We start from the raw sequence: 21,069 nt of genomic DNA on the forward strand, positions 1-21,069 counted from the left end.
AACACGCGGTGGGGGTTGGCTGTCCGTGATCGGCCGCTGACAAAAACCGGTCATCGGTAAATGTCAACCGGTTGTACAAAACATCCACGAATACACCAGACCACTGAATATCCGCGTCGTGCGAGGGAGTTCCGCGGTGTCCCCACCTCCGCCACCCCTCGGCCGAGCCCGCAAGCGCGCGGTCCAGTCCTTCGACGCCGCACTCGACGACACCGAACTCGTCGCCGCCCGCGCCGCGTTGGCCCAGGGGCGGTGGACCACCGTACGGGCCCTGCTGGCCGACACCGGTGACGACTGGGACCGCCGGGGGCACCGCGTCACGACCCTGGCCCAGGAGGGCGGCACGCTCGCCTGGGCCCGCGACTGGCAGCTCGCCGAACCCGAGTCGGGCGACGCCGCCGTGCTGCTCGCCGTCGCCACCGTCCAACGCGCCCTGAACGGCAAGGAGAAGCCGACCAGGGCGCGTGAGGCGTGCCGCGCCGCGGCCGACGCGCTGCCCGCCGACCCGACGCCCTGGCTCGGGCTGCTGATGCTGGAGCGCGTCCTCGGCGCCGACCAGGACGTGGTCCAGCTCTTCGACGAGGTCCGCCACCGCTACCCCGACCATCACCACGCCCACCATCTGATGGTCGCCCGGCTCGCCGAACGGCGCCCCGACGCCGGGCAGGACCCGCTGCACGAGGTCTACGACTTCGCGACCTGGTCCGCCGAACAGGCGCCCGCCGACTCCCCGCTCGCGGTCCTGCCCGTCGTCGCGCACGCCGAGCGCTACCGCGTCCTGGCCGCGGCCGGCAGCGAATCGGCCGACCCCGTGGCCTCCGGGCACTGGGTGGGGCGCCGGGCGCGCCAGGTGATGAAGTCGGCCTTCGACTGGTGGCTGGAGTGGGAGCGCGACGACCATCCGCGCAGCCGGCTCGACCTCAACTTCCTCGTCCACGCCAAGTACTGCGAGGGCCGGGGCGCCGAGGCCGCCGCCCTGTTCCACCGCATCGGACCGTACGCGACCGCGGTGCCGTGGTCGTACCCCGACCGGGATCCGCACAAGGCCTTCCATGCCGCACGCGACAGCGTGCTCGGCACGGTCTGAACGACAGCCCCGCCCGACAGCCAGCCCGGCCGGCCGAACGCCGCCGGCCTGCCAGCCGAAAGGACGACCCCGCCATGACGACGGGCAGTTCACGCACCACGAGTGCGTCGAGCACGAGCAAGAGCGCAAGCACGAGCAGACAGGGCGCCGCGGAGAGCGGCATCAGCACCTTCAAGGGCCAGGACCGGGCCCTGCGTTCCGACCGGCTGGGGACGGGGGGCCTGCTGCTCTCCGTCCTCGCGGCGACCGCCCCTCTCATGGTGGTCGCGGGTGTCATGCCCACTACATTCGCGGTGATGGGCATCGTCGGGCAGCCCCTGCTCTTCGTGCTGCTCGGCGTCGTGCTCGTCCTCTTCAGCGTCGGGTACGCCGAGATGAGCCGCCACGTCCACAACGCGGGCGCCTTCTACGCGTACATCTCCCGGGGACTCGGCGCCATGGCGGGCTCGGGCGCCGCGGCGGTCGCGCTCGTCGCCTACAACGCGCTCCAGATCGGCATCTACGGCATCTTCGGCTTCGAGGTGTCCGGCCTGTTCGCCACCTACCTCGACCTCGAACTCGCCTGGTGGATACCGGCGCTGGTGGCCGCCCTCCTCGTCGGCGCCCTCGGCTGGCTGAAGATCGACGTCAACGCGCGCGTGCTCGGCGTACTGCTGCTCATCGAGGTCGCGCTCGTCGTGATCTTCGACATCGCGGCCGTCGCCGACCCCGCCAAGGAAGGCCTGTCGCTGCACGCCTTCAACCCGGACACCCTCACCGGAGCGGGTCTCGGCACCGCGCTGTGCTTCTGCATCGCCGCGTTCCTCGGCTTCGAACAGGCCCCCGTGTACGCGGAGGAGACCAGCCGCCCGCACATCCTGGTCCCGCGCGTGATGTTCCTCGCGATCGGCTTCGTGGCCGTGTTCTTCGCGCTCAGCTCCTGGGCGCTGACCGTCGCCGCGGGCCCCTCCGGGATCGTGGGCGCCTCGCAGAAGCAGAGCGCCGGACTGCTGTTCTTCCTCACCGAGTCACGGCTCGGCGGCACGTTCACCGACGTGCTCCACGTCCTGTTCGTGACCGGCATGTTCGCCGCGATGCTCAGCTTCCACAACGTCGTCGCCCGGTACGCCTTCGCCATGGGCCGCGAGGGACTGCTGCCCGCCGCCTTCGGCAGGACCACGGGCGCGAGCGGCGCCCCCGGCACGGGCTCGCTGCTCCAGTCGGCCGTCGCCGTGGTGGTCGTCGTGGCGTTCGCCGTCGCCGACGACAAGCCGGTCGGCGACCCGACAGCGCCCGTACTGCACCTCTTCACCTGGATGGGCAACGTCGGCGCGCTCGGCGTCATCGTGCTGATGGCCGCGGCCTCGCTCTCCGTCGTCGCCTTCTTCGTCCGCAGGGGCGCCGGGCGCGCCCAGGCCTGGCGCCTGGCCTGCTCGGTGATCGCGGGACTCTCGCTCCTCGTCATCGCCGTCTACACCGTCAAGGACTTCGACGTCCTCGTCGGCGCGGGCCCCGGCTCATCGCTGAGCTGGCTGCTGCCCGGCATCATCGTGCTGGCCGCCGCCGCGGGCGTCGCCCAGGGCCTGTTCCTGCGCGCCCGCAGGCCCCAGGCGTACGCGGGCATCGGACTCGGCAACGAGGCGTTCCAGCTGGACAAGGCGGCGAAGTCCGACTCCTGACCGCCCGGGTCCGCGGGGTCCCGCTCCCGGACGCCCGCTCCTGACCTCCGGCCTCCCTCTCCTGACCTCCTGTCCCTGCCTTCCCGCGCCTGAGAAACGCGTAAGAAGTCATTACGGAACGCTGACGAGCACCCTCGGACCCTGGCTTCGGGGGTTCAGGGGTGCTCGAATCAGTGTGTGAACCCGGAACCTTCGTCAGCGGCCGCGGGCGACCCCGAAGAGGGCGGCGCCCCGGTGGGGCGCCGGCTCATGCTCGGGATGCTCGGACTCGGCGCCCTCGGCGTGGCCACCGCGCCCACCCTCCAGCGCGGCCTGGAGTCCTTCCTCGGCAGCGCCGCCGACAAGGACCCCACCGGTCTGACCGGCCTGCTCCCCAACGGTGGCGGCTTCCGCTACTACTCGGTCACCTCCTCCGTCCCGCACAAGGACGAGGACTCCTACCGTCTGAAGATCGACGGCCTGGTCGACCACCCCGGTACGTACACCCTGTCCGATCTGCGTGCCCTGCCGCAGACACGGATGGTCCGTGACGTCCAGTGCGTCACCGGCTGGCGGGTGCCCGACACCCCCTTCGAAGGGGTACGCCTGTCCCGGCTGCTGGACGCCGCGGGGGTGCGCCCTTCGGCCGGGGCGGTGCGCTTCACCTGCTTCGACGGGGCGTACTCGGAGAGCCTGACCCTGGACCAGGCCCGCCGCGCCGACGTCCTCGTCGCCCTGCGCATGCAGGACAAGAACATCAACCACGCCCACGGCGGTCCCGTGCGCCTCTATGTGGCCCCCATGTACTTCTACAAGTCGGCGAAGTGGCTCTCCGGCATCACCGTGACCTCGGACGTCCGCCCCGGCTACTGGGAAGAGCGGGGCTACGACGTGGACGCATGGGTCGGCCGGTCGAACGGACGTGACGATGAGACCACCTGAGACGCCCGAGACCGACGCTTCGAAGGCACGGGCCGCCGTACAGCCCGTTGCACCGGACACCGCACCGGCCGTCGCATCGGAAGCCGGGGAGCGTCTCGCGGGTGCGTTGCGGGTCCGCCGTTTCACGCCCGCCGAACGCTGGGTGCACCGCACGACAGCACTCCTGATGGGGGTGTGCGTGCTGACCGCGGGCTGCCTCTACCTGCCCCAGCTCGCCGAACTCGTCGGCCGCCGCGAGCTGGTCGTGCGGCTGCACGAGTGGTCCGGACTGCTGCTTCCCGTACCCGTCCTCGCCGGGCTCGTCTCGCGTGCCTTCCGGGCGGACCTGCGGCTGCTCAACCGCTTCGGGCCGCACGACCGGGTCTGGCTGCGGTCCGCGCTGCGCCGGGACGCCCGGCCCGAGTCCCGGCCGGCCGGGAAGTTCAACGCGGGTCAGAAGACGTACGCGGCCTGGATCGCCGGTGCCGTCCTGGTCATGGTCGGCACGGGGCTGCTCATGTGGTTCACCCACCTCGCCCCACTGGTCTGGCGCACGAGTGCGACCTTCGGGCACGACTGGCTCGCGCTGACCATCGGCCTCGTCCTCGCGGGACACATCGGGATGGCCCTCGCCCGCCCGGAGTCCCGACGGGGACTGCGGACGGGGTCGGTCAGCCGCGAGTGGGCCGAGCGGGAGCATCCGCTCTGGCGGCCGTAGGGCCCTGGCGCTGCTGGTTCTAGCCCAGCGCCGGCGCCAGGAGTCTGGCCGCCTCGGCGACGAGTTCGTCGTCCTTCGGGGCGTCCTCGTCGGGCTTGGTGGACAGGACTGCCAGGACGATGGGTGTCCCGTCCGGCGTCCATGCGATGCCCACGTCGTTGCTGGTGCCGTACCTGCCCGTGCCCGTCTTGTCGCCGAGCGCCCAGTCCGTGGGCAGGCCCGCGCGGAAACGATTCGTGCTGGTGGTGTTGGCCAGCAGCCACTCGGTCAGCTGTCGCCTGTCCCGGGGCACGAGCGCGTCACCGAGGGTGAGCCTCGCGTACGTCCGTCCGATGGCGGCGGGGCTGGTGAGGTCCGTCGTGCGCCACGGCTCGGCCGAGTTCAGTTCGGGCTCCAACCGGTCGAGGCGGGTTGTGGGGTCCCCGATCGAGCGGCAGAAGCGGGTGATCGCGGTCGGGCCGCCCAGCTCGTGGAGCAGGAGGTTCGCCGCGGCGTTGTCGCTGTGGGCGATGGCCGCGTGGCAGAGGGCGGCGACGGTCATGCCGTTGGCGAGGTTCTCCTTGAGCCCCGTGACGGGGGAGCCGCCCGCCCTTTTGAGGTCCTGCTCGGTGTACCGGATCAGCAGGTCCAGGAACTCGCCTCGGCGGTCGAGGTCCCGTAGGACGGCCGCGGCGGCGAGGGTCTTGAAGACCGAACACATCGGGAACGTTTCGTCTGCGCGGTACCGCACGGTTTTGCCTGTGGCGGTGTTGCGGGCGTAGATGCCCAGGCGGGCCGCGTGGGTGTGCTCCAGCTCGGCGAGCGCCTTGACGATGACGTGGTTCGCCGTGTCCGCCGTGTCCGCCCTCGTTTTCGGCTTCGCCGCCGCGTGGGCCTGCGGGGTCGCGCCTGTGGCCAGCGCGGCGGCGCCGGCGGCGGCTCCGAGGGTCAGGGCGGTTCGGCGGCTGGGGTGGAGGTTTGCGCTTTCCAAGGTGGCTCTCTCTTCCGCTGCGAGGATGATCACTTGCGTAGAGGGAGACTTCGGAGGGGCTCGTGTGGTTCCTCGTGCGTGGGGAAGTGGCCGGTTGTGGGGGCTGGTCGCGCCGTTCCCCGCGCCCCTGGAGGCCGCAGGCCGCGCGCCTGGAGGCGACAACACTGCGCCGCTGCCCGTGCCCCTAGTGAGGGGTGAAGTCCAGTAGGACCTTGCAGGATTCTGCTCTGTTGGTTGCGAGGGTGAAGGCTGGTTCCGCTTCTGTGAGGGGGAGTACCGCGCTGATCAGGCGGTCGAAGCGGGGCTCGCTCGCCAGGAGGGTGAGTGCGGTGTCGAACTCCCTGTCGAAGCGGAAGGCTCCTCGGAGGTCGATCTCGCGGCTGACGAGAAGGTTGCCGGGGAAGGCGCTCCGGCCGGGCGGCAGCATGCCGAGCTGGACGACGACCCCGCCGCGCCGCACGAGGCGCAGGCAGGTGTCCAGACCGGCGGCGACCCCGGAGGCCTCGACGGCCGCGTCCACCTCGGACGGCCAGTCGGGGGAGGACGGTTCGTCCGCCCGTACGACGGAGTCGGCGCCCGCGGCCACCGCGTACTCCAGTGCCCGTGGCAGCAGGTCGGTCGCCGTAACGCGCGCGGCCCCCGCCGCCTTCGCCGCCGCGACGACCAGACAACCGATCGGACCGGCACCGGTCACGAGGACGTGCTTCCCCCTGACGTCACCCACCCGGCCCACCGCGTGCAGGGCGACGGACAGCGGCTCGGCCAACACGGCCCGCCGCAGGGGGAGATCCGGCGGCAGCGGCCTCAACTGTTCGGCGGGGACGACGACCTGGGTCGCGAATCCGCCCTGTACGTGAGGGGTGCGGGCCGCACTGCCGAGGTAGCGGGTGTCACGGCACACGTTCCGGCGGCCGTCGGCGCACTCCGGGCACACACCGCACGGGGTGGCGGGGTGCACGGCGACTGCCGTACCCGGGACGGGGAGAGTACCGGTGGCGCCGGTTCCGTACGCGAGGACCGTGCCCACGATCTCGTGGCCCAGGACCATCGGCTCGCGGAGCCGGAAGTCGCCCACTCCGCCGTGCCGCCAGTAGTGGAGATCGGATCCGCACACCCCGCCGTAGCGCACGGCGACAAGTGCCTCGCCGGGGCCCGGGGAGGGGGTGGGGAGTTCGTCCACCCGGAGGTCGCCCTGACCGTGGATCACGCAACCGAGCATGGGTGAAGCCTCCTAGAGAACGCTGGTCATGCCGCCGTCGACGTACAGCACCTGGCCGCCGACGAAGTCCGCCGCCGGAGAGGCGAGGAACAGCACGCCGCCGACCAGGTCCTCCGTACGACCCCAGCGGCCTGCCGGGGTCCGGCGCCTGACCCACGCGCTGAACTCCGGGTCGTCCACGAGGGGTTGGGTGAGTTCGGTCTCGATGTAGCCGGGGCCGAGCCCGTTCACCTGCACCCCGTGCGGGCCCCAGTCGGCGCACATGCCCTTGGTGAGCATCTTCAGCGCGCCCTTGGTGGCGGCGTACGGCGCGATGCCGGGCCGTGCCACCTCGCTCTGCAGCGAGCAGATGTTGACGATCTTGCCGTGACCGCGCGCGGTCATGCCCCGGGCGGCCTCGCGGCCCACCAGGAAGGCGCTGGTCAGGTTGGTGTCGAGCATGCGGTGCCAGTCGGCGTCGGTGAACTCCAGGAGCGGGGCCCGCAGTTGCATTCCGGCGTTGTTCACGAGGATGTCCAGTGGACCCACCCGCTCCTCGACGTCCGCGATCCCGGCGGCCACCGACGGACCGTCGGTCACGTCGAAGGCGGCGGTGTGGACCTCGCCGGGCAGCTGTGCCGCGGCCTCGGCGAGCCGGCCGGTGTCGCGGCCGTTCAGCACGACCGTGCAGCCCGCTTCCGCGAGCCCCCGGGCCAGCGCGAGGCCGATGCCCCGGCTGGACCCGGTGACCAGCGCCGTACGGCCGCTGATGTCGAAGAGGGGGTGGGTCATCGCCGTACTGCTCCTTCTGGCCGTGGGCCGTGGTGACTGCCTGGGTGGCCGGCTAGATGACAAGCGAGAGCAGCAGCACCAGGCCTCCGGCGACCACCGAGATGATGGTCTCCATGACCGACCAGGTCTTGATGGTCTGGCCGACACTCAGCCCGAAGTACTCCTTGACCAGCCAGAACCCGGCGTCGTTCACATGGCTGAAGAACAGCGAACCGGCGCCGATCGCGAGGACGAGCAGCGCGGTGTGCGTGGTCGACATGTCGGCCGCGAGCGGAGCCACGAGACCGGCCGCCGAGATGGTGGCGACGGTCGCGGAACCGGTCGCGAGCCGGATCGCCACCGCGATCAGCCAGGCGAGCAGCAGGGCGGGGATCGACCAGTCCTTGGAGATGTCCAGGATCATCTGGCCCACCCCGCAGTCGATCAGCGTCTGCTTGAAGCCGCCGCCCGCGCCGACGATCAGCAGGATGCCCGCGATGGGGCCGAGCGACTTCTCGACGGTCGTGGAGAGCCGGCCCTTGGTGAAGCCGGCCGCGCGGCCGAGGGTGAACATGGCGACGATCACGGCCACGAGCAGCGCGATCAGCGGGGAGCCGATCACGTCGAAGACGCGCTGCACCATGTGCGTCGGGTCGTCGACGACGATGTCCACCAGCGCCTTGGCCAGCATCAGCACGACCGGCAGCAGCACGGTGGCGATGGTGACGCCGAAACCGGGACGCGTCTCCAGGTCTTCGGAGGCGCGCTGGGGGATCATCTTCTCCGGCGCCGGGACGTCCACCCAGCGGGCCGCGTACTTGGAGAAGACCGGCCCCGCGATGATCACGGTGGGGATGGCGACGAGGATGCCGAGGGCCAGGGTGACACCGAGGTTCGCGTCGACCGCGTCGATCGCGACCAGCGGGCCGGGGTGCGGCGGAATCAGCCCGTGCATCACGGACAGGCCCGCGAGTGCCGGGATGCCGATGCGCATCAGCGAGTAGTTGCCGCGCTTGGCCACCATCAGGACGACCGGGATGAGCAGGACGATGCCGACCTCGAAGAAGAGCGGCAGTCCGATCACCGAGGCGATCAGCACCATCGCCCAGGGCATCGAGCGGCCGCCCGCCTTGGCGAGGATCGTGTCGACGATCTGGTCGGCGCCGCCGGAGTCCGCGAGCAGCTTGCCGAGGATCGCGCCGAGCGCGATCAGCACGCCCACGCCGGCGACGGTCGAACCGAGACCGGCCGAGAAGCTGGTGATCGCCTTGTCGAGCGGTGCTCCGGCGAAGGCGCCGAGCGCCAGCGACCCGATGGTCAGCGCGAGGAAGGCGTGGAGCTTGAACTTGGTGATGAGCAGGACGATGACGGCGATGCCCGCCAGAACGGCGATGCCCAGCTGAGCATGGCCCGCCGAGGTGATCGGCTCGACGGGATCCGCTGCCAGCATCTCGACGCTGAGTCTGGTCACGGTGCGTTTCCTTGCATGGGGAGGGGGAGAGGGGAGGGGCCTTGCAGGGTGGGGGGCGGGGGCGGGGGCTTTACCGGGCGAGGCCGTCCAGCGCGGTCACGGCCCGCCCGGTGATCTCGTCGGGGGTGCCGATGACGTCCACGGCGACACCCGACTCGTCCTCCTGGAGCGGCTGGAGGGTGGCGAACTGGGAGTCGAGGAGTGCCGTGGGCATGAAGTGGCCCTTGCGGTGAGCCATCCGGTCCTCGATGAGTTCGCGATCACCGGTGAGGTGAAGGAAGACGACGTCGGGAGCGGCCGCCCTGAGCCGGTCCCGGTAGTCGCGCTTCAGCGCGGAACAGCTGACCACCCCGCCGAGTCCGGCCCGCCCGTGTGCCCAGGCGCCGATGGCGTCTAGCCAGGGGCGGCGGTCCTCGTCCGTGAGTGGAGTACCGGCCGACATCTTGGCGATGTTGGCCTCGGGGTGGAAATCGTCGGCCTCGGCGTAGGGAACGCCGAGCCGGTCCGCAAGCAGGGGCCCGATGGTGGTCTTGCCCGTGCCTGCCACGCCCATCACCACGACGACGTGGGGGGTAGTCATAACTGCCTCGCTGTCTTCTTCGACATCGGATGCCGGATGAACGTCGGGTGCCGCATCCGTCACGACACTGAAACCCATAGGTCAGATGAATTCAAGAGTCTGTGACGTATAAGTCTGACTTTTTGTTCGCGCTCTCTTCCTCGTACCCTGAACCCATGAGCACATCGGGCCGGGGGCTGCACGGCCATGTACTGGAACGCCTCGGTCCTTCGATCACCGCGGGCGAGTACCCCCCGGGCAGTGTTCTGCGCACGGATGAGCTGGCGCAGCGTTTCGAGGTCTCACGTTCGGTGATGCGTGAGGCCGTCCGGGTCCTGGAGTCGATGCACCTCGTCGAGTCCCGTCGCCGCGTCGGCGTGACCGTACGTCCCGCGAACGAGTGGAATGTCTACGATCCGCAGGTCATCCGTTGGCGTCTGGCGGGCGCCGACCGGCCGCGGCAGCTGCGCTCGCTGACCATGCTGCGCTGTGCCGTCGAGCCCGTCGCGGCGGGGCTGGCCGCGAAGCACGCTACGGCCGAGCAGTGCGCGGAGCTGACCGAGTGCGCGCTCGGCATGGTGGCCCATTCACGCGGCCACAAGCTGGAGGGGTACCTCGTCCACGACATCGCGTTCCACCGGATCGTGCTGAACGCCTCCGGGAACGAGATGTTCGCTCGGCTGGGGGATGTGGTCGCCGAGGTCCTCGCCGGGCGTACGCATCATCAGGTGATGTTCGAGGATCCCGATCCGGCGGCGGTCACGCTGCATGTGCAGGTCGCCGAGGCGGTCCGGGCGGGCGACGCGGTTCTTGCCGAGGCGTTGACTCGGGAGGTCGTGCTGGGGGCGCTTCAGGAGTTGGACATTCTCAGCCCGGAGGGCTGAATGTCCTGAACGGCTCCGCGTTCGTGGGTGGTTGCTCCGGTGCGGGTGCGGGTGCGGGTGCTTGTGCGTCGTGTCTGGGCGCGCCGATCCCCGCGCCCCTTGGGGCTGCGCCCCTGAAAGACAAAAGATCGCGCCGTTCCCCGCGCCCCTGAGACGCCGTTCCCCGCCCCCTAGGAGATGTCTCCGTCCACGTACACCCATGTGCCGTCCGCCCGTTCGAAGCGGCTGTGTTCCTGGAGCGAGCCGCCCGCGTAGGTCGCGCGGAACGTCACCGTGCCCGTGGTGTGGAAGGGCGTGCCCTCCGTGGTGGCGAGAATCTCCAGGGCGGTCCAGCGCGTCGCCGGGTCCAGGTCCAGGCGGGTCGGACGGGTGCGCGGATGCCAGGTCCGCAGCAGGTACGCCTCGTCCCGCTTCACGAATGCGCAGTAGCGCGAGCGCATGAGTGCCTCGGCGGTCGGAGCCGCGCCCTCACCCCGGTGAAACCGGCCACAGCACTCCTCGTACGTCTTCGCGAGACCGCAAGGGCAGGAGGGGTCGTGCGCGGGAGCGGAACGGCGCTGGTTGCGAGAGTGCGAGGTGCGTCGGGACATGCGCTCCATTCTGCTGCCACACGGCCTGTGGGAACGGCGCACCCAGCCACATCGGACCCGCATGTTCCGATAACGGTCAGGTAGAGTCCCGCGGCTCGTGCCGGACATCAGCCCGGCGCGCGAACAGGCGGGACCGGTAAGTGATGTCAGCGGCTGGGGGGGGGGAGCGGGGAGCGTGAACGAGGACGCACTCGACGGCCGACTCGTATCGGCGGTGCAGGCGGCCGATGCCGAGGCGGTGCGGACCCTGTTGGAGACAGGAGCCAACCCCAACGCGGTGGACTGCGCCGGGCTGCCGGTGCTGTGCTCGGCCGTGGCAGCCTACGACGCCCCGGTGGCTGAGGTGTTGGTTCGGGGTGGTGCGGACCCCGACCGAACGCTGCCCGACGGGACCACCCCACTGTGGCGGGCCGTGGACGGCGGCTCCCCGGCGGTCCTTTCGGCGGTGCTGGGCGACGAGCCCCGACTGCGGCTGCCGGAAGCCGTCCGTGAGCAGCTTCTCGCCCTGGCCCGCGACCGGTACGAGACGGGCTCGGCCGAGCAGTTGCGGCGCCTGACGGGGGCGCAGGGCCCCGCCGTCACAGTCTCGGTTCAGGACGGCACGTACGCCTGGGAGTCGGTCCCGCAAGTCTCCTTGGGCGGCCTCGTCACGCGGTCCGGGCACGGCGCCGTCCTGACCTCGCTGGAGTGGGCTTTCCGCATCCTCACTCCCGTGGACGAACTGATCGCCCGCGCCGCACAGCAGCCGGATGAGGACCATGTGACGTGGTGGGAGGTCTGTTCGGTGCTCCGTCAGCGCCGCAGTTTCGAGACGTGGTCGGCCGTGGTGGCCTTTCGCCACCACCCCGACGCCTCGTACCGCCGTACCGTCGCGCGCTACTTGTGGATGCGGGGAGTCAGCGGCTGCGCCCCGTCCTACGCGACGAAGGAGAGCGACATGCTGGCCGTCTGGGCAGCCGAAGAAGGCGACAGCACGGTGCTCGCGCACGTACTCAACGCCTTCGCCGAGTACGAGCACCCCGGCCGAGAGGCACTCGGGCTGCGCCACGCCGGCCATCCCGATGCCCTCGTACGCCGTGAAGTCCCCGCTGTCCTTTCGGGCGATGACGCTTCCCTCACCCGTGCAGCCAGGGCCGCGCTGCTCTCCCTCACCCACGACCCGGACGCCACGGTACGGACCAACGCGTGCCGGGCGGGCAGAGGAGACGCCGGTCTCCTCCCGCAGGTCACCCAGGCGCTGGTGCTCCTGGCCGAAGACTCGGACCCCGTCCTGCGGGGGGTGGTGGCAGCTGAACTGGCTGCCTCCCCGGACCGGAGCACCGCCGTCGCCGCCGCTCTGTGGGCGCTGCTCGACGAGGACGACCCCATCACCCGGCTGGAGGCCGCGTACGGCCTCGCGCTGCGCGACGATCCGCGCACCGCCAGGGCCATCGGCCGAGCCGATCCCTTCAGCGCCCGCTTCGAACACGATCACCGTGCCAATGAGCTCTGGAAGTGGCAAAGAACAAACCCACCCACAGACTGACGACCCTGCCCCCACCCCCTGGGGGCGCGGGGAACGGCGCACTCAACCCCGACGCACCCGCACTGTCCTGACACCGCTCACCCCCACCCCCTGGGGGCACGGGGAACGGCGCGCCCGGCCCCTACGGACCCGCACGTTCCCGACGACGCTCACCCCCACCTCCTGGGGGCGCGGGGAACGGCGCACTCAACCCCGACGCACCCGCACTGTCCTGACACCGCTCACCCCCACCCCCAAGGGGCGCGGGGAACGGCGCAACCAGCCCCTACGGACCCGCACGCCACCGACGACGGTCACTCCCGCTGGGCGGATAGGACGGCCGCTCAGGAATCCCCGCCCCCGCCGAGGGCAACGCAGGCAACGCAGCCTCGAAAACCCACGCGGCGAACAGCTCGTCCAACGGCTCCACCGCATACCGAGCCACATGCGCGACAAACGCGGCAGTGGTGACCGCCCCACCCCGATGCACGGAAACCCACCCCCGCAACATCCGGAAGAAGACTTCATCCCCCAACGCACACCGCACCGCGTGCAGAACGAGCCCGCCCCGCTCGTACAGCCGGTCGTCGAACATCAGCTTCCGACCGGGATCGGCCAGTTTGAGATCCTGCGGCTTCCCGGCCAGCCCCCGATGGGCGAGCCCGGCCAGAGTCTGGGCGCTGCGCCCGCCCGACCGCTCGGACCACAGCCACTCCGCGTACTTCGCGAACCCCTCGTTCAGCCAGATGTGCCGCCAGTCGGCGATGCTCACACTGTTACCGAACCACTGGTGCGCCAACTCGTGCGCGACCAACCGCTCGGACCCCCGCCCCCCGTCCACATGGTTGGCGCCGAACAGCGAGAGCCCCTGCGCCTCGACCGGGACGTCGAGCTCCTCCTCGGTGACCACGACCGCGTACTCACCGAACGGATAAGGCCCGAACAACTCCTCGAAGAGCGTCATCATCGCGGGCTGCCGGGCGAAGTCCCGCGAGAACTCCGTGAGCAGCCGCGCCGGGATGTGCCCCGACTGCGGCACCCCGCCGAGCCCCGGGTCGCCGAGCAGCACGGTCTGGTACTTGCCGATGGAAAGACCGACCAGATAACTGGACGTCGGCGCCGACTGCTCGTACACCCACGTCGTCGTGGACGCCTTGGGCGTACGTGTCAGCAGCCGTCCGCCCGCCACCACCGAGTACGCCGACGGCGTGGTCACGGCGATCTGGTACGAGGCCTTGTCGGCGGGCCGGTCGTTGCACGGGTACCAGGACGGCGCGCCCACCGGCTGGCTCGCCACCAGCGCCCCGTCCTCCAGTTCCTCCCAGCCGAGGCCGCCCCACGGGCTGCGTACCGGCTTGGGGTTGCCCGACCAGTGGACCTCCACGGTGAACGCGGCTCCGGCCCGGACCGGCTTCGCGGGGCGGATCCGCAGTCTGCCGCCCCGGTGCGTGTAGTGCGTGGCCCGCCCGTCGATCCGGACCCGCCCGATCCGGAAGTCGGCGAGGTTCAGCTGGAACTCGGCGAGCGGCGACCGGCCCGCTATGGCGTTCAGGCGCGCGGTGCCGGACAGCCGGTTGGGTCCCGGACGGTAGTCCAGGGCGAGTTCGTACCGATGCACCCGGTAACGGGGATCACCGTTCGCCGGGAAGTACGGATCCGCTCCCACTGTCTGCTGAACCACTGAAGTGTCTGCTCCCCTGCACTGTGCCCGTACGACGGCCGGTACGCCGACCGCTGCCCGATCCGCCCGAGGACCGCCGTACGAGGCCGCCGTACGGGGTCGCGCCTAGGGACGCCACGCCTCGATCGGGTTGCCCAGCCAGCGGGTGTCGGCGGGAACGGATTCGGCCGCCATGACGAGGGACGCGGGTCCCAGTGTGCTGCGCGCCCCGACGGTGCTGCCGGGCAGAACGATTCCGCCCGGACCCAGGGTGGCGCCCTCACGGAGGACCACAGTATCCGTCCTCAAGATCCGGTCGTGGAAGAGGTGGGTCTGCAGCACACAGCCACGGTTGACCGTCGCCGCGTCCTCCAGTGTCACCAGATCCGTCTCGGGCAGCCAGTAGCTCTCCACCCAGACACCCTTGCCGATATGGGCGCCGAGGCCGCGGAGCCACAGGTTCAGGACCGGAGTACCCGGCACGGACCCGGCCAACCACGGCACGGCGACGACCTCGACGAAGGTGTCGGCCAGCTCGTTGCGCCACACGAAACCGCTCCACAGCGGGTGCTCACCGGCGCGGTGCCGCCCCACGAGCACCCACTTCGCGACCACGGACAGCAGCCCGGCGGCCGCCCCGGCGCCCAGCAGCACCAGCCCGGCGACCGCCCAGGCCCACGCGCCCAGCGCGCTCAGCGCGGCCACCGTCAGCACGGCGAGCGCCGCCGAGCAGAAGACGGGCACGATCCGGCACAGCTCGACGAGCCCGCGCGCCCACAGCAGCCGTACCGGCGGGTCGTACGTGAGGCTCTGGTCGCCGCCCTGTGTCGAGCGGGGCAGCCTGACCGGCGGCAGCCCCAGGTAGGAGCTGCCCTTCTTGGCCTTCTTCGGCGTCGCGGACAGCACACCCACCAGGCCGCCGTCCGGCACCGAGCGGCCCGGTCCGGTCATCCCGGAGTTCCCGAGGAAGGCCCGGCGCCCGATCTCGGCCCGTCCGATCCGCATCCAGCCGCCGCCGAGCTCGTACGGCGCGGTCAGCGTGTCGTCGGCCAGGAACGCGCCCTCGCCGACCGTCGTCAGGCTGGGCAGCGCGAGGACCGTCGACACCTCGGCGCCCCGCCCGATCCGCATGCCGAGCAGCCGCAGCCACACCGGCGTGACCAGTCCGGCGTACAGGGGGAACAGCGTCTCCCGGGAGCGGTCCATCAGCTGGGTGACCGTCCAGGCCTGCCAGCCGATCCTGCTGTGCGTCGGATGCGTACCGGGCCGCAGTCCGAGGCTGAGCAGCCGCACGGCGACCAGCAGGAGCAGCGCGAACGCGAGACCGAAGGCGAGCGTCGCCGGCACCAGCGCCACGGCGGCGCCGCGCAGCGCGTCGACGAGCCCGGCGTCCGGCGAGACGAAGACACCCACGACGAGCAGTGCGGCAAGCCCCGAGACCACCGGCAGCATCGTCAGCGCGAACCCGGTCGCCCCGTACATCACCCGCCAGTACGTGCCCTTCTGGGGGCGCTCCTTGGGCCAGTCCCGCTTGGCCTTGCCGAGCTTGGCCGCGGGCGCGCCGGCCCACCGCTGACCGGTGGGGACGTGCCCGACGACGGCGGAGCCGGGAGCCACCTCGGCCCGCTTGCCCACGCGGGCGCCGGGGAAGAGGATGCTGCGGGTGCCGACCACGGCGTGCGCGCCGACCTTGACCGTGCCGATCTCCAGCCGGTCGCCGTCCAGCCAGTGCCCCGACAGGTCCACCTCGGACTCCACGGCGGCGCCGCGGCCGAGCTTGAGCAGGCCGGTCACGGGCGGCAGGGAGTGCAGATCGACGTCGGGCCCGATCTTGGCGCCGAGCGCACGCGCGTACCGCTCAAGCCAGGACCCGGTCAGCGAGGTCGCCCCGCTGAACTCGGCGAGCCGTTCGGCCGTCCACAGCCGCAGATGCACACTCCCGCCGCGTGGATACCGCCCCGGCGTCACGTTCCGCAGCAGCAGCCGTGCGCCACCGGCCCCGATCGCGAGCCGTCCGGGCGGGCTGAAGAGCAGGATGGCCAACGGTCCGACCAGCCACCAGGAGGCGGTCGGCGCCCATGGATACGCCCCGAACCAGTGGAGCGCGTTGCCGAGCGCGGCGAGCGCCACGGTCCAGCGCAGCCCGAGCAGTGCGAACAGGGGGAGCAGTACGAGCAGCTGGACCGCCTTGGCCCGCGGCGGAACCGGCGCGATCAGCCGCTCGGCACCGTCGCCCTGCGCGGACTTCTCCAGATGCCGGGCCAGCTTCCGCAGCACGGGCTGCTGGTAGATGTCGAGCACGGCGGCGCTGGGGTAGCGGGTCCGCAGCCGTGTGGTGAGCAGGGCTGCGGCGAGACTGCCGCCGCCGATCGCGAAGAAGTCGTCCCGGGCGGAGCCCACCGGGATGCCCAGCACCTCGCTCCACTGCTCGGCGAGCCAGGCCTCGGTCCCGTAGAGCTGCTCGGTGGGTCCGCCGGTCTCCAGGTTCTCCAGCGGCCAGGGCAGCGCGTCCCGGTCGACCTTGCCGGACGTACGGGTCGGCAGCTCGGGCACGAGCGCGATCAGCGGGACGAGGGCCGCGGGCAGCTCCGCGCGCAGCCGCTCGACGGCCGCCGCGTGATCCCAGCCGCCACCCTCGACCCCGTTCTCCTCCTGGACCTCGTCCTGGAGCACGACATAGCCGACGAGGAGCTGATTTCCCCCGCGCGCGGTCCGCACGGCGGCAGCGGCCCCGGCCACCCCCGGCAGCCCCTGGAGAGCGGTGTCCACTTCCCCCAGCTCGATCCGGCGACCGCCGAGCTTGATCTGCTCGTCGGCGCGCCCGAGGAAGACCAGTCCCTCCGGCTCCGCCTTGACCAGGTCACCGCTGCGGTACGCGCGCTCCCAGCCGAGCGATTTCAGCGGGGCGTACTTCTCGGCGTCCTTCTCCGGGTCGAGATAGCGGGCGAGCCCCACCCCGCCGATGACGAGCTGCCCGCTGCCGCCCATCGCCACGGGCTCCCCGGCCTCGTCGACGACGGCCAGCTCCCAGCCGTCGAGCGGCAGCCCGATCCTGATCGGCTCCTCGCCGGTCATGAGCGAGGCACAGGCCACGACGGTCGCCTCGGTGGGCCCGTAGGTGTTCCACACCTCACGCCCCTCGGTGACCAGGCGCTGCACCAGCTCGGGCGGGCAGGCCTCACCGCCGAAGATCAGCAGCCGTACCTCGTTGAGCGCCTCCGGCTCCCACAGGGCGGCCAGCGTGGGCACGGTGGAGACGACGGTGATTTCCTGCTCGACCAGCCAGGGCCCCAGGTCGGCGCCGCTGCGCACCTGGGAGCGCGGTACGGGCACCAGGCAGGCCCCGTAGCGCCAGGCCAGCCACATCTCCTCGCAGGAGGCGTCGAAGGCCACGGAGAGCCCGGCCATGACCCGGTCACCGGGCCCGATGGGATCCTCGGTGAGGAAGAGACCGGCCTCGGCGTCCACGAAGGCGGCGGCGCTACGGTGGCTGACGGCCACGCCCTTGGGCTTGCCGGTCGAACCGGAGGTGAAGATGATCCACGCGTCGTGGCCGACCCCGGGCCGCGAGGCCGGGACCTCGCTCCGCCCTTCGACGGTCAGCTCGTGCCCGGCCCCGACGACGGCGCGTACGCCCGCCTCCCCGAAGACCAGCTCGGCCCGCTCGTCCGGGTCCTCGGCGTCCACCGGGACGTAGGCGGCCCCGGCGGCCAGCACGGCCAGAACGGCCACGTACAGATCGTTGGTACCGGACGGAACGCGCACGCCGACGCGGTCGCCGAGTCCCACCCCCGCGTCACTGAGTCGCCGCCTCAGCGCCTCGACCTCTATCGCCAGGGCGCGGTAGGTGAGGGCTCGGCGGCCGTCGTCGAGGGCGGGCTCGTCGGGATACGCGCGCACGGAGGCGTCGAGGATGTCGACGAGCGTGCGTGAAGAGGGTGCGGAGGCCGCGGAGAATCGCGCCCGGTCGCCGAACTCGGCCCGTACCTCGTCGTCGGACAGCTGGAACGCGGGGCCGTGCTGGAGGGCTGCCATCGGGTCCTCACATGTCGTTCCCGGGTCTCCCGGGGGAGCCGGCGGACCCCAGGTATGCCTGGGGGTATTCCGGTCAGCTCCGAACAAGCGTGGAATTTTAGTACGACGCTAGCCCCGGCTCCGCGCCCCAGCGACGCGAACGGGTCTGTACGGGCCCCTCGGAGCGGACTCCGCACCTCTCTGACGTGGTGGTATGTCACGTTGACGAGATCTGCCCCACACAAGCCGCTCACAAGCCGGAAACACGATGTACTCGCGACCTGCCGGGGCGTTCGTGCCCGACCGGGCCCCGGCAAGAAGCGGCAGGAAGCCTGTGAAAGGGATTCCCCATGGCCAGAGAAGCGCTGACCGTGTGTCTGCCACCCGTCGTGCCTGACCTCGTGCGGCAGGCGATCGCGAAGGCCATGGCCCCCTTCGACCACAACAGCGAGGGGGAGGGCCTACCGCGGGGCGAGAGGGACGCGTGGTGGACGGGATCCGCCGGCCACGAATTCTGGAGCAAGCCCGGGTTCGTGGACGACCCCCGTCTGATCCGCGCGTACGAACCTTCGCGCGAGAGTGCTCGGCGCCGGTACGTGGCTCAGCCGGTGATGCGCGCGGTGCTCGACGGCGATGCTCCGCAGGCCGGGTTCGGACAGCGGGCGGTGGGGGACTTCGGTGTCGGACGCGAGCGCTTCGTACGCCGCAAGGCAGACGCGGCCCTCGCCCGTCATCGCGGGCGGTGTCGCGGCGATGCTGCACGGCGTTTTCCGGATGGTGGATCCCGATCGTTCCTGCCCGGCACCGGCACCGGGGCCGACCAGCCGGCGTCTGCGTGCCGCACCCCCGCCCGTTCAGGGGCCCTCATATGTGAATCTGCCCTGCGCGCGGGCGGACCGCCGCAGTGGTCACGGGGTTGCTCAAGCTCACGGCGTGGCTATGAAACGCAGAAGACCCCACATTAAGTGGGGTCTCAGCTGGTGTCCGAGGGGGGACTTGAACCCCCACGCCCGATAAAGGGCACTAGCACCTCAAGCTAGCGCGTCTGCCATTCCGCCACCCGGACAAGGTGTCTGTCGCGCGGGGTTCCCCTCGCGGCGACGAAGGAAACATTACCAGGCTTTGGAGAGCCCCCGATCACGGGGCGGTGCCGGGCGGCGGGGCGTGAACGGCGTGTGACGGGCGTGGTCCGGCCTTGGGCGGGGAGGACCGGAGAGAGAGGATGAGGGGGAAGGACGTGGGGGACCACCAGCAGTGACAGTGGGAGGAAGCACGTGAGCGAGCAGGACACGACCAAGGGCATCAAGGGTGAGGACGAGGTCGTCGACCTCTGCCGCGAGCTGATCCGGATCGACACCAGCAACTACGGCGACCACTCGGGTCCGGGTGAGCGCAAGGCCGCCGAGTACGTCGCGGAGAAGCTCGCCGAGGTGGGCCTCGAACCGCAGATCTTCGAGTCGCACACCGGCCGCGCCTCCACGGTGGTCAGGATCGAGGGCGAGGACCGCTCGCGGCCCGGCCTGCTCATCCACGGCCACACCGACGTCGTACCGGCGAACGCCCAGGACTGGACGCACCACCCGTTCTCCGGCGAGATCGCCGACGGCTGTGTCTGGGGCCGCGGCGCAGTCGACATGAAGGACATGGACGCGATGACCCTCGCGGTCGTACGCGAGCGGATGCGCGGCGGCCGCAAGCCTCCCCGTGACCTCGTGCTGGCATTCCTGGCCGACGAGGAGGCGGGCGGCAAGTTCGGCGCCAAGCACCTCGTCACCAAGCACCCCGATCTCTTCGAGGGTGTGACGGAGGCGATCGGTGAGGTCGGCGGTTTCTCCTTCACTGTCAACGAGAACCTGCGGCTGTATCTGGTGGAGACCGCCCAGAAGGGCATGCACTGGATGAAGCTGACCGTGGACGGCACCGCCGGGCACGGCTCGATGATCCACAAGGACAACGCGATCACCGAGCTGTCGGAGGCCGTGGGACGGCTCGGGCGGCACAAGTTCCCGGTGCGCGTGACGAAGACGCTGCGGCACTTCCTGGACGAGCTCGGCGACGCCCTCGGCACCGAGCTGGACCCGGAGAACATGGACGCGACGCTGGCCAAGCTCGGCGGTATCGCCAAGCTCATCGGCGCCTCGCTCCAGAACACCGCCAACCCGACCCAGCTCGGCGCGGGCTACAAGGTGAACGTGATCCCGGGGCAGGCCACCGCGCACGTCGACGCCCGCTACCTGCCCGGTTACGAGGAGGAGTTCCTCGCCGACCTCGACCGGATCCTCGGCCCGAACGTGAAGCGCGAGGACGTGCACGCGGACAAGGCCCTGGAGACCACCTTCGACGGGGCCCTCGTGGACGCCATGCAGACCGCGCTGATCGCCGAGGACCCGATCGCGCGGGCCGTCCCGTACATGCTCTCCGCCGGCACCGACGCCAAGTCCTTCGACGACCTCGGCATCCGCTGCTTCGGCTTCGCCCCGCTGAAGCTGCCGCCGGAGCTGGACTTCGCCGGGATGTTCCACGGTGTCGACGAGCGGGTACCGGTCGACGCCCTGAAGTTCGGCGTGCGGGTGCTCGACCGGTTCATCGAGGCCTCCTGAGCCGGGATCGAAGCTTCCTGAGTGATGCCGGACGGGTGTGTCCGGCATTAACCCGCTGAAACGACACTCCAATAATCGCCAGCGCGTACGGAGTCGACTGAGAAGAGTGAATGCGCTCATAAGCTCGTAGCCCTATTACTCCCTCCTCGTTACTGCTGATGTGATCCGCGGCTGGGATCACATGTGACTACTAGGAGGAACAATGATCAAGAAGATCGTCGCCGCTGCGGCTGCCACGGGTGGCCTCGTTCTCGCCGGTGCGGGTCTTGCGGTTGCCGACGCCGGTGCTCAGGGCGCTGCTGTCGGCTCCCCCGGCGTGCTCTCGGGCAACGTCGTCCAGGCGCCCATCCACATCCCGGTGAACGTCTGCGGCAACACGGTCTCCGTGATCGGGCTGCTGAACCCCGCCTTCGGTAACACCTGCACCAACGTCTGACGTTGTGCTCACCTCATGAGGGCCTGCACCCCATGAAGGTCTGAATTCC

General features: G+C 70.8%; 16 protein-coding genes and 1 tRNA gene. 8 read left to right on the forward strand and 9 right to left on the reverse strand.

Annotated elements, in window-relative coordinates; genetic code table 11:
- Positions 1–136: 136 nt before the first annotated feature.
- From OHS59_RS35050 to OHS59_RS35065, 4 genes are all read left to right on the forward strand, one after another.
- Positions 137–1,087 (forward strand): hypothetical protein, encoded by a 951-nt coding sequence (locus OHS59_RS35050; RefSeq protein ID WP_328497361.1) that lies wholly within the window; start codon positions 137–139, stop codon positions 1,085–1,087.
- A gap of 74 nt (positions 1,088–1,161) precedes the next feature.
- Positions 1,162–2,745, forward strand: coding sequence for an APC family permease (locus OHS59_RS35055; protein WP_328497362.1), 1,584 nt, complete (start codon positions 1,162–1,164; stop codon positions 2,743–2,745).
- A gap of 177 nt (positions 2,746–2,922) precedes the next feature.
- Positions 2,923–3,666, forward strand: a complete 744-nt coding sequence (locus tag OHS59_RS35060; protein WP_443061550.1) for a molybdopterin-dependent oxidoreductase — start codon at positions 2,923–2,925, stop codon at positions 3,664–3,666.
- A complete protein-coding gene (locus OHS59_RS35065) occupies positions 3,653–4,363 on the forward strand; it encodes a cytochrome b/b6 domain-containing protein (protein WP_328497363.1) in 711 nt (236 codons plus the stop codon). Before OHS59_RS35060 ends, OHS59_RS35065 begins: the two co-directional genes overlap by 14 nt.
- A gap of 19 nt (positions 4,364–4,382) precedes the next feature.
- Here OHS59_RS35065 and bla read toward each other — a convergent pair whose 3' ends face one another.
- The 5 genes from bla to OHS59_RS35090 all read right to left on the reverse strand — a co-directional run bounded on the left by bla (position 4,383) and on the right by OHS59_RS35090 (position 9,353).
- Positions 4,383–5,333: a class A beta-lactamase gene (gene bla, locus OHS59_RS35070; protein ID WP_328497364.1), complete on the reverse strand. Its 951-nt coding sequence runs from the start codon at positions 5,331–5,333 to the stop codon at positions 4,383–4,385.
- A 184-nt stretch (positions 5,334–5,517) separates the two neighbouring features.
- Positions 5,518–6,552 carry an L-idonate 5-dehydrogenase gene (locus OHS59_RS35075; protein ID WP_328497365.1) on the reverse strand — a complete coding sequence of 345 codons (1,035 nt, stop codon included), beginning with the start codon at positions 6,550–6,552 and terminating at the stop codon, positions 5,518–5,520.
- 12 nt (positions 6,553–6,564) lie between these two features.
- Entirely contained in the window at positions 6,565–7,323 is a 759-nt protein-coding gene (locus OHS59_RS35080; protein ID WP_328497366.1) for an SDR family oxidoreductase, read from the reverse strand.
- A gap of 52 nt (positions 7,324–7,375) precedes the next feature.
- A complete protein-coding gene (locus OHS59_RS35085) occupies positions 7,376–8,773 on the reverse strand; it encodes a GntT/GntP/DsdX family permease (RefSeq protein ID WP_328497367.1) in 1,398 nt (465 codons plus the stop codon).
- 70 nt (positions 8,774–8,843) lie between these two features.
- Positions 8,844–9,353 (reverse strand): gluconokinase, encoded by a 510-nt coding sequence (locus OHS59_RS35090; protein ID WP_328497368.1) that lies wholly within the window; start codon positions 9,351–9,353, stop codon positions 8,844–8,846.
- 155 nt (positions 9,354–9,508) lie between these two features.
- Here OHS59_RS35090 and OHS59_RS35095 point away from each other — a divergent pair, with 155 nt between their 5' ends.
- Positions 9,509–10,216, forward strand: coding sequence for a FadR/GntR family transcriptional regulator (locus OHS59_RS35095; RefSeq protein ID WP_328497369.1), 708 nt, complete (start codon positions 9,509–9,511; stop codon positions 10,214–10,216).
- Between the two features lie 170 nt (positions 10,217–10,386).
- Here OHS59_RS35095 and OHS59_RS35100 read toward each other — a convergent pair whose 3' ends face one another.
- Positions 10,387–10,806 carry a YchJ family protein gene (locus OHS59_RS35100; protein WP_328497370.1) on the reverse strand — a complete coding sequence of 140 codons (420 nt, stop codon included), beginning with the start codon at positions 10,804–10,806 and terminating at the stop codon, positions 10,387–10,389.
- A 175-nt stretch (positions 10,807–10,981) separates the two neighbouring features.
- Between OHS59_RS35100 and OHS59_RS35105 the strand changes: the two genes are divergently transcribed.
- Positions 10,982–12,331, forward strand: a complete 1,350-nt coding sequence (locus OHS59_RS35105) for a hypothetical protein (RefSeq protein ID WP_328497371.1) — start codon at positions 10,982–10,984, stop codon at positions 12,329–12,331.
- Positions 12,332–12,596: 265 nt separating this feature from the next.
- On the opposite strand, the gene OHS59_RS35110 is transcribed toward OHS59_RS35105, so the two are convergent.
- From OHS59_RS35110 to OHS59_RS35120, 3 genes are all read right to left on the reverse strand, one after another.
- Complete coding sequence (locus tag OHS59_RS35110; RefSeq protein ID WP_328497372.1) at positions 12,597–13,991, reverse strand: M1 family metallopeptidase; 1,395 nt, start codon at positions 13,989–13,991, stop codon at positions 12,597–12,599.
- A 105-nt stretch (positions 13,992–14,096) separates the two neighbouring features.
- Positions 14,097–18,005 (reverse strand): Pls/PosA family non-ribosomal peptide synthetase, encoded by a 3,909-nt coding sequence (locus tag OHS59_RS35115; protein ID WP_328497373.1) that lies wholly within the window; start codon positions 18,003–18,005, stop codon positions 14,097–14,099.
- Between the two features lie 957 nt (positions 18,006–18,962).
- A tRNA-Leu gene (locus OHS59_RS35120) sits at positions 18,963–19,050 on the reverse strand.
- 208 nt (positions 19,051–19,258) lie between these two features.
- On the opposite strand from OHS59_RS35120, the gene OHS59_RS35125 reads away from it, so the two are divergent.
- Complete coding sequence (locus OHS59_RS35125; protein ID WP_328497374.1) at positions 19,259–20,584, forward strand: M20/M25/M40 family metallo-hydrolase; 1,326 nt, start codon at positions 19,259–19,261, stop codon at positions 20,582–20,584.
- A 202-nt stretch (positions 20,585–20,786) separates the two neighbouring features.
- Positions 20,787–21,020, forward strand: coding sequence for a chaplin ChpH (gene chpH, locus OHS59_RS35130; protein WP_107021063.1), 234 nt, complete (start codon positions 20,787–20,789; stop codon positions 21,018–21,020).
- The last annotated feature ends 49 nt before the right edge of the window (positions 21,021–21,069 follow it).

The organism is Streptomyces sp. NBC_00414 (assembly GCF_036038375.1).
Classification (GTDB): domain Bacteria; phylum Actinomycetota; class Actinomycetes; order Streptomycetales; family Streptomycetaceae; genus Streptomyces.

Coding starts and splice junctions, on each gene's coding strand:
- OHS59_RS35055 (WP_328497362.1), top strand. CDS start 1,162: ATGACGACGGGCAGTTCACGCACCACGAGTGCGTCGAGCACGAGCAAG.
- OHS59_RS35065 (WP_328497363.1), top strand. CDS start 3,653: ATGAGACCACCTGAGACGCCCGAGACCGACGCTTCGAAGGCACGGGCC.
- OHS59_RS35075 (WP_328497365.1), bottom strand. CDS start 6,552: ATGCTCGGTTGCGTGATCCACGGTCAGGGCGACCTCCGGGTGGACGAA.
- OHS59_RS35080 (WP_328497366.1), bottom strand. CDS start 7,323: ATGACCCACCCCCTCTTCGACATCAGCGGCCGTACGGCGCTGGTCACC.
- OHS59_RS35090 (WP_328497368.1), bottom strand. CDS start 9,353: ATGACTACCCCCCACGTCGTCGTGGTGATGGGCGTGGCAGGCACGGGC.
- OHS59_RS35095 (WP_328497369.1), top strand. CDS start 9,509: ATGAGCACATCGGGCCGGGGGCTGCACGGCCATGTACTGGAACGCCTC.
- OHS59_RS35100 (WP_328497370.1), bottom strand. CDS start 10,806: ATGTCCCGACGCACCTCGCACTCTCGCAACCAGCGCCGTTCCGCTCCC.
- OHS59_RS35115 (WP_328497373.1), bottom strand. CDS start 18,005: ATGGCAGCCCTCCAGCACGGCCCCGCGTTCCAGCTGTCCGACGACGAG.
- chpH (WP_107021063.1), top strand. CDS start 20,787: ATGATCAAGAAGATCGTCGCCGCTGCGGCTGCCACGGGTGGCCTCGTT.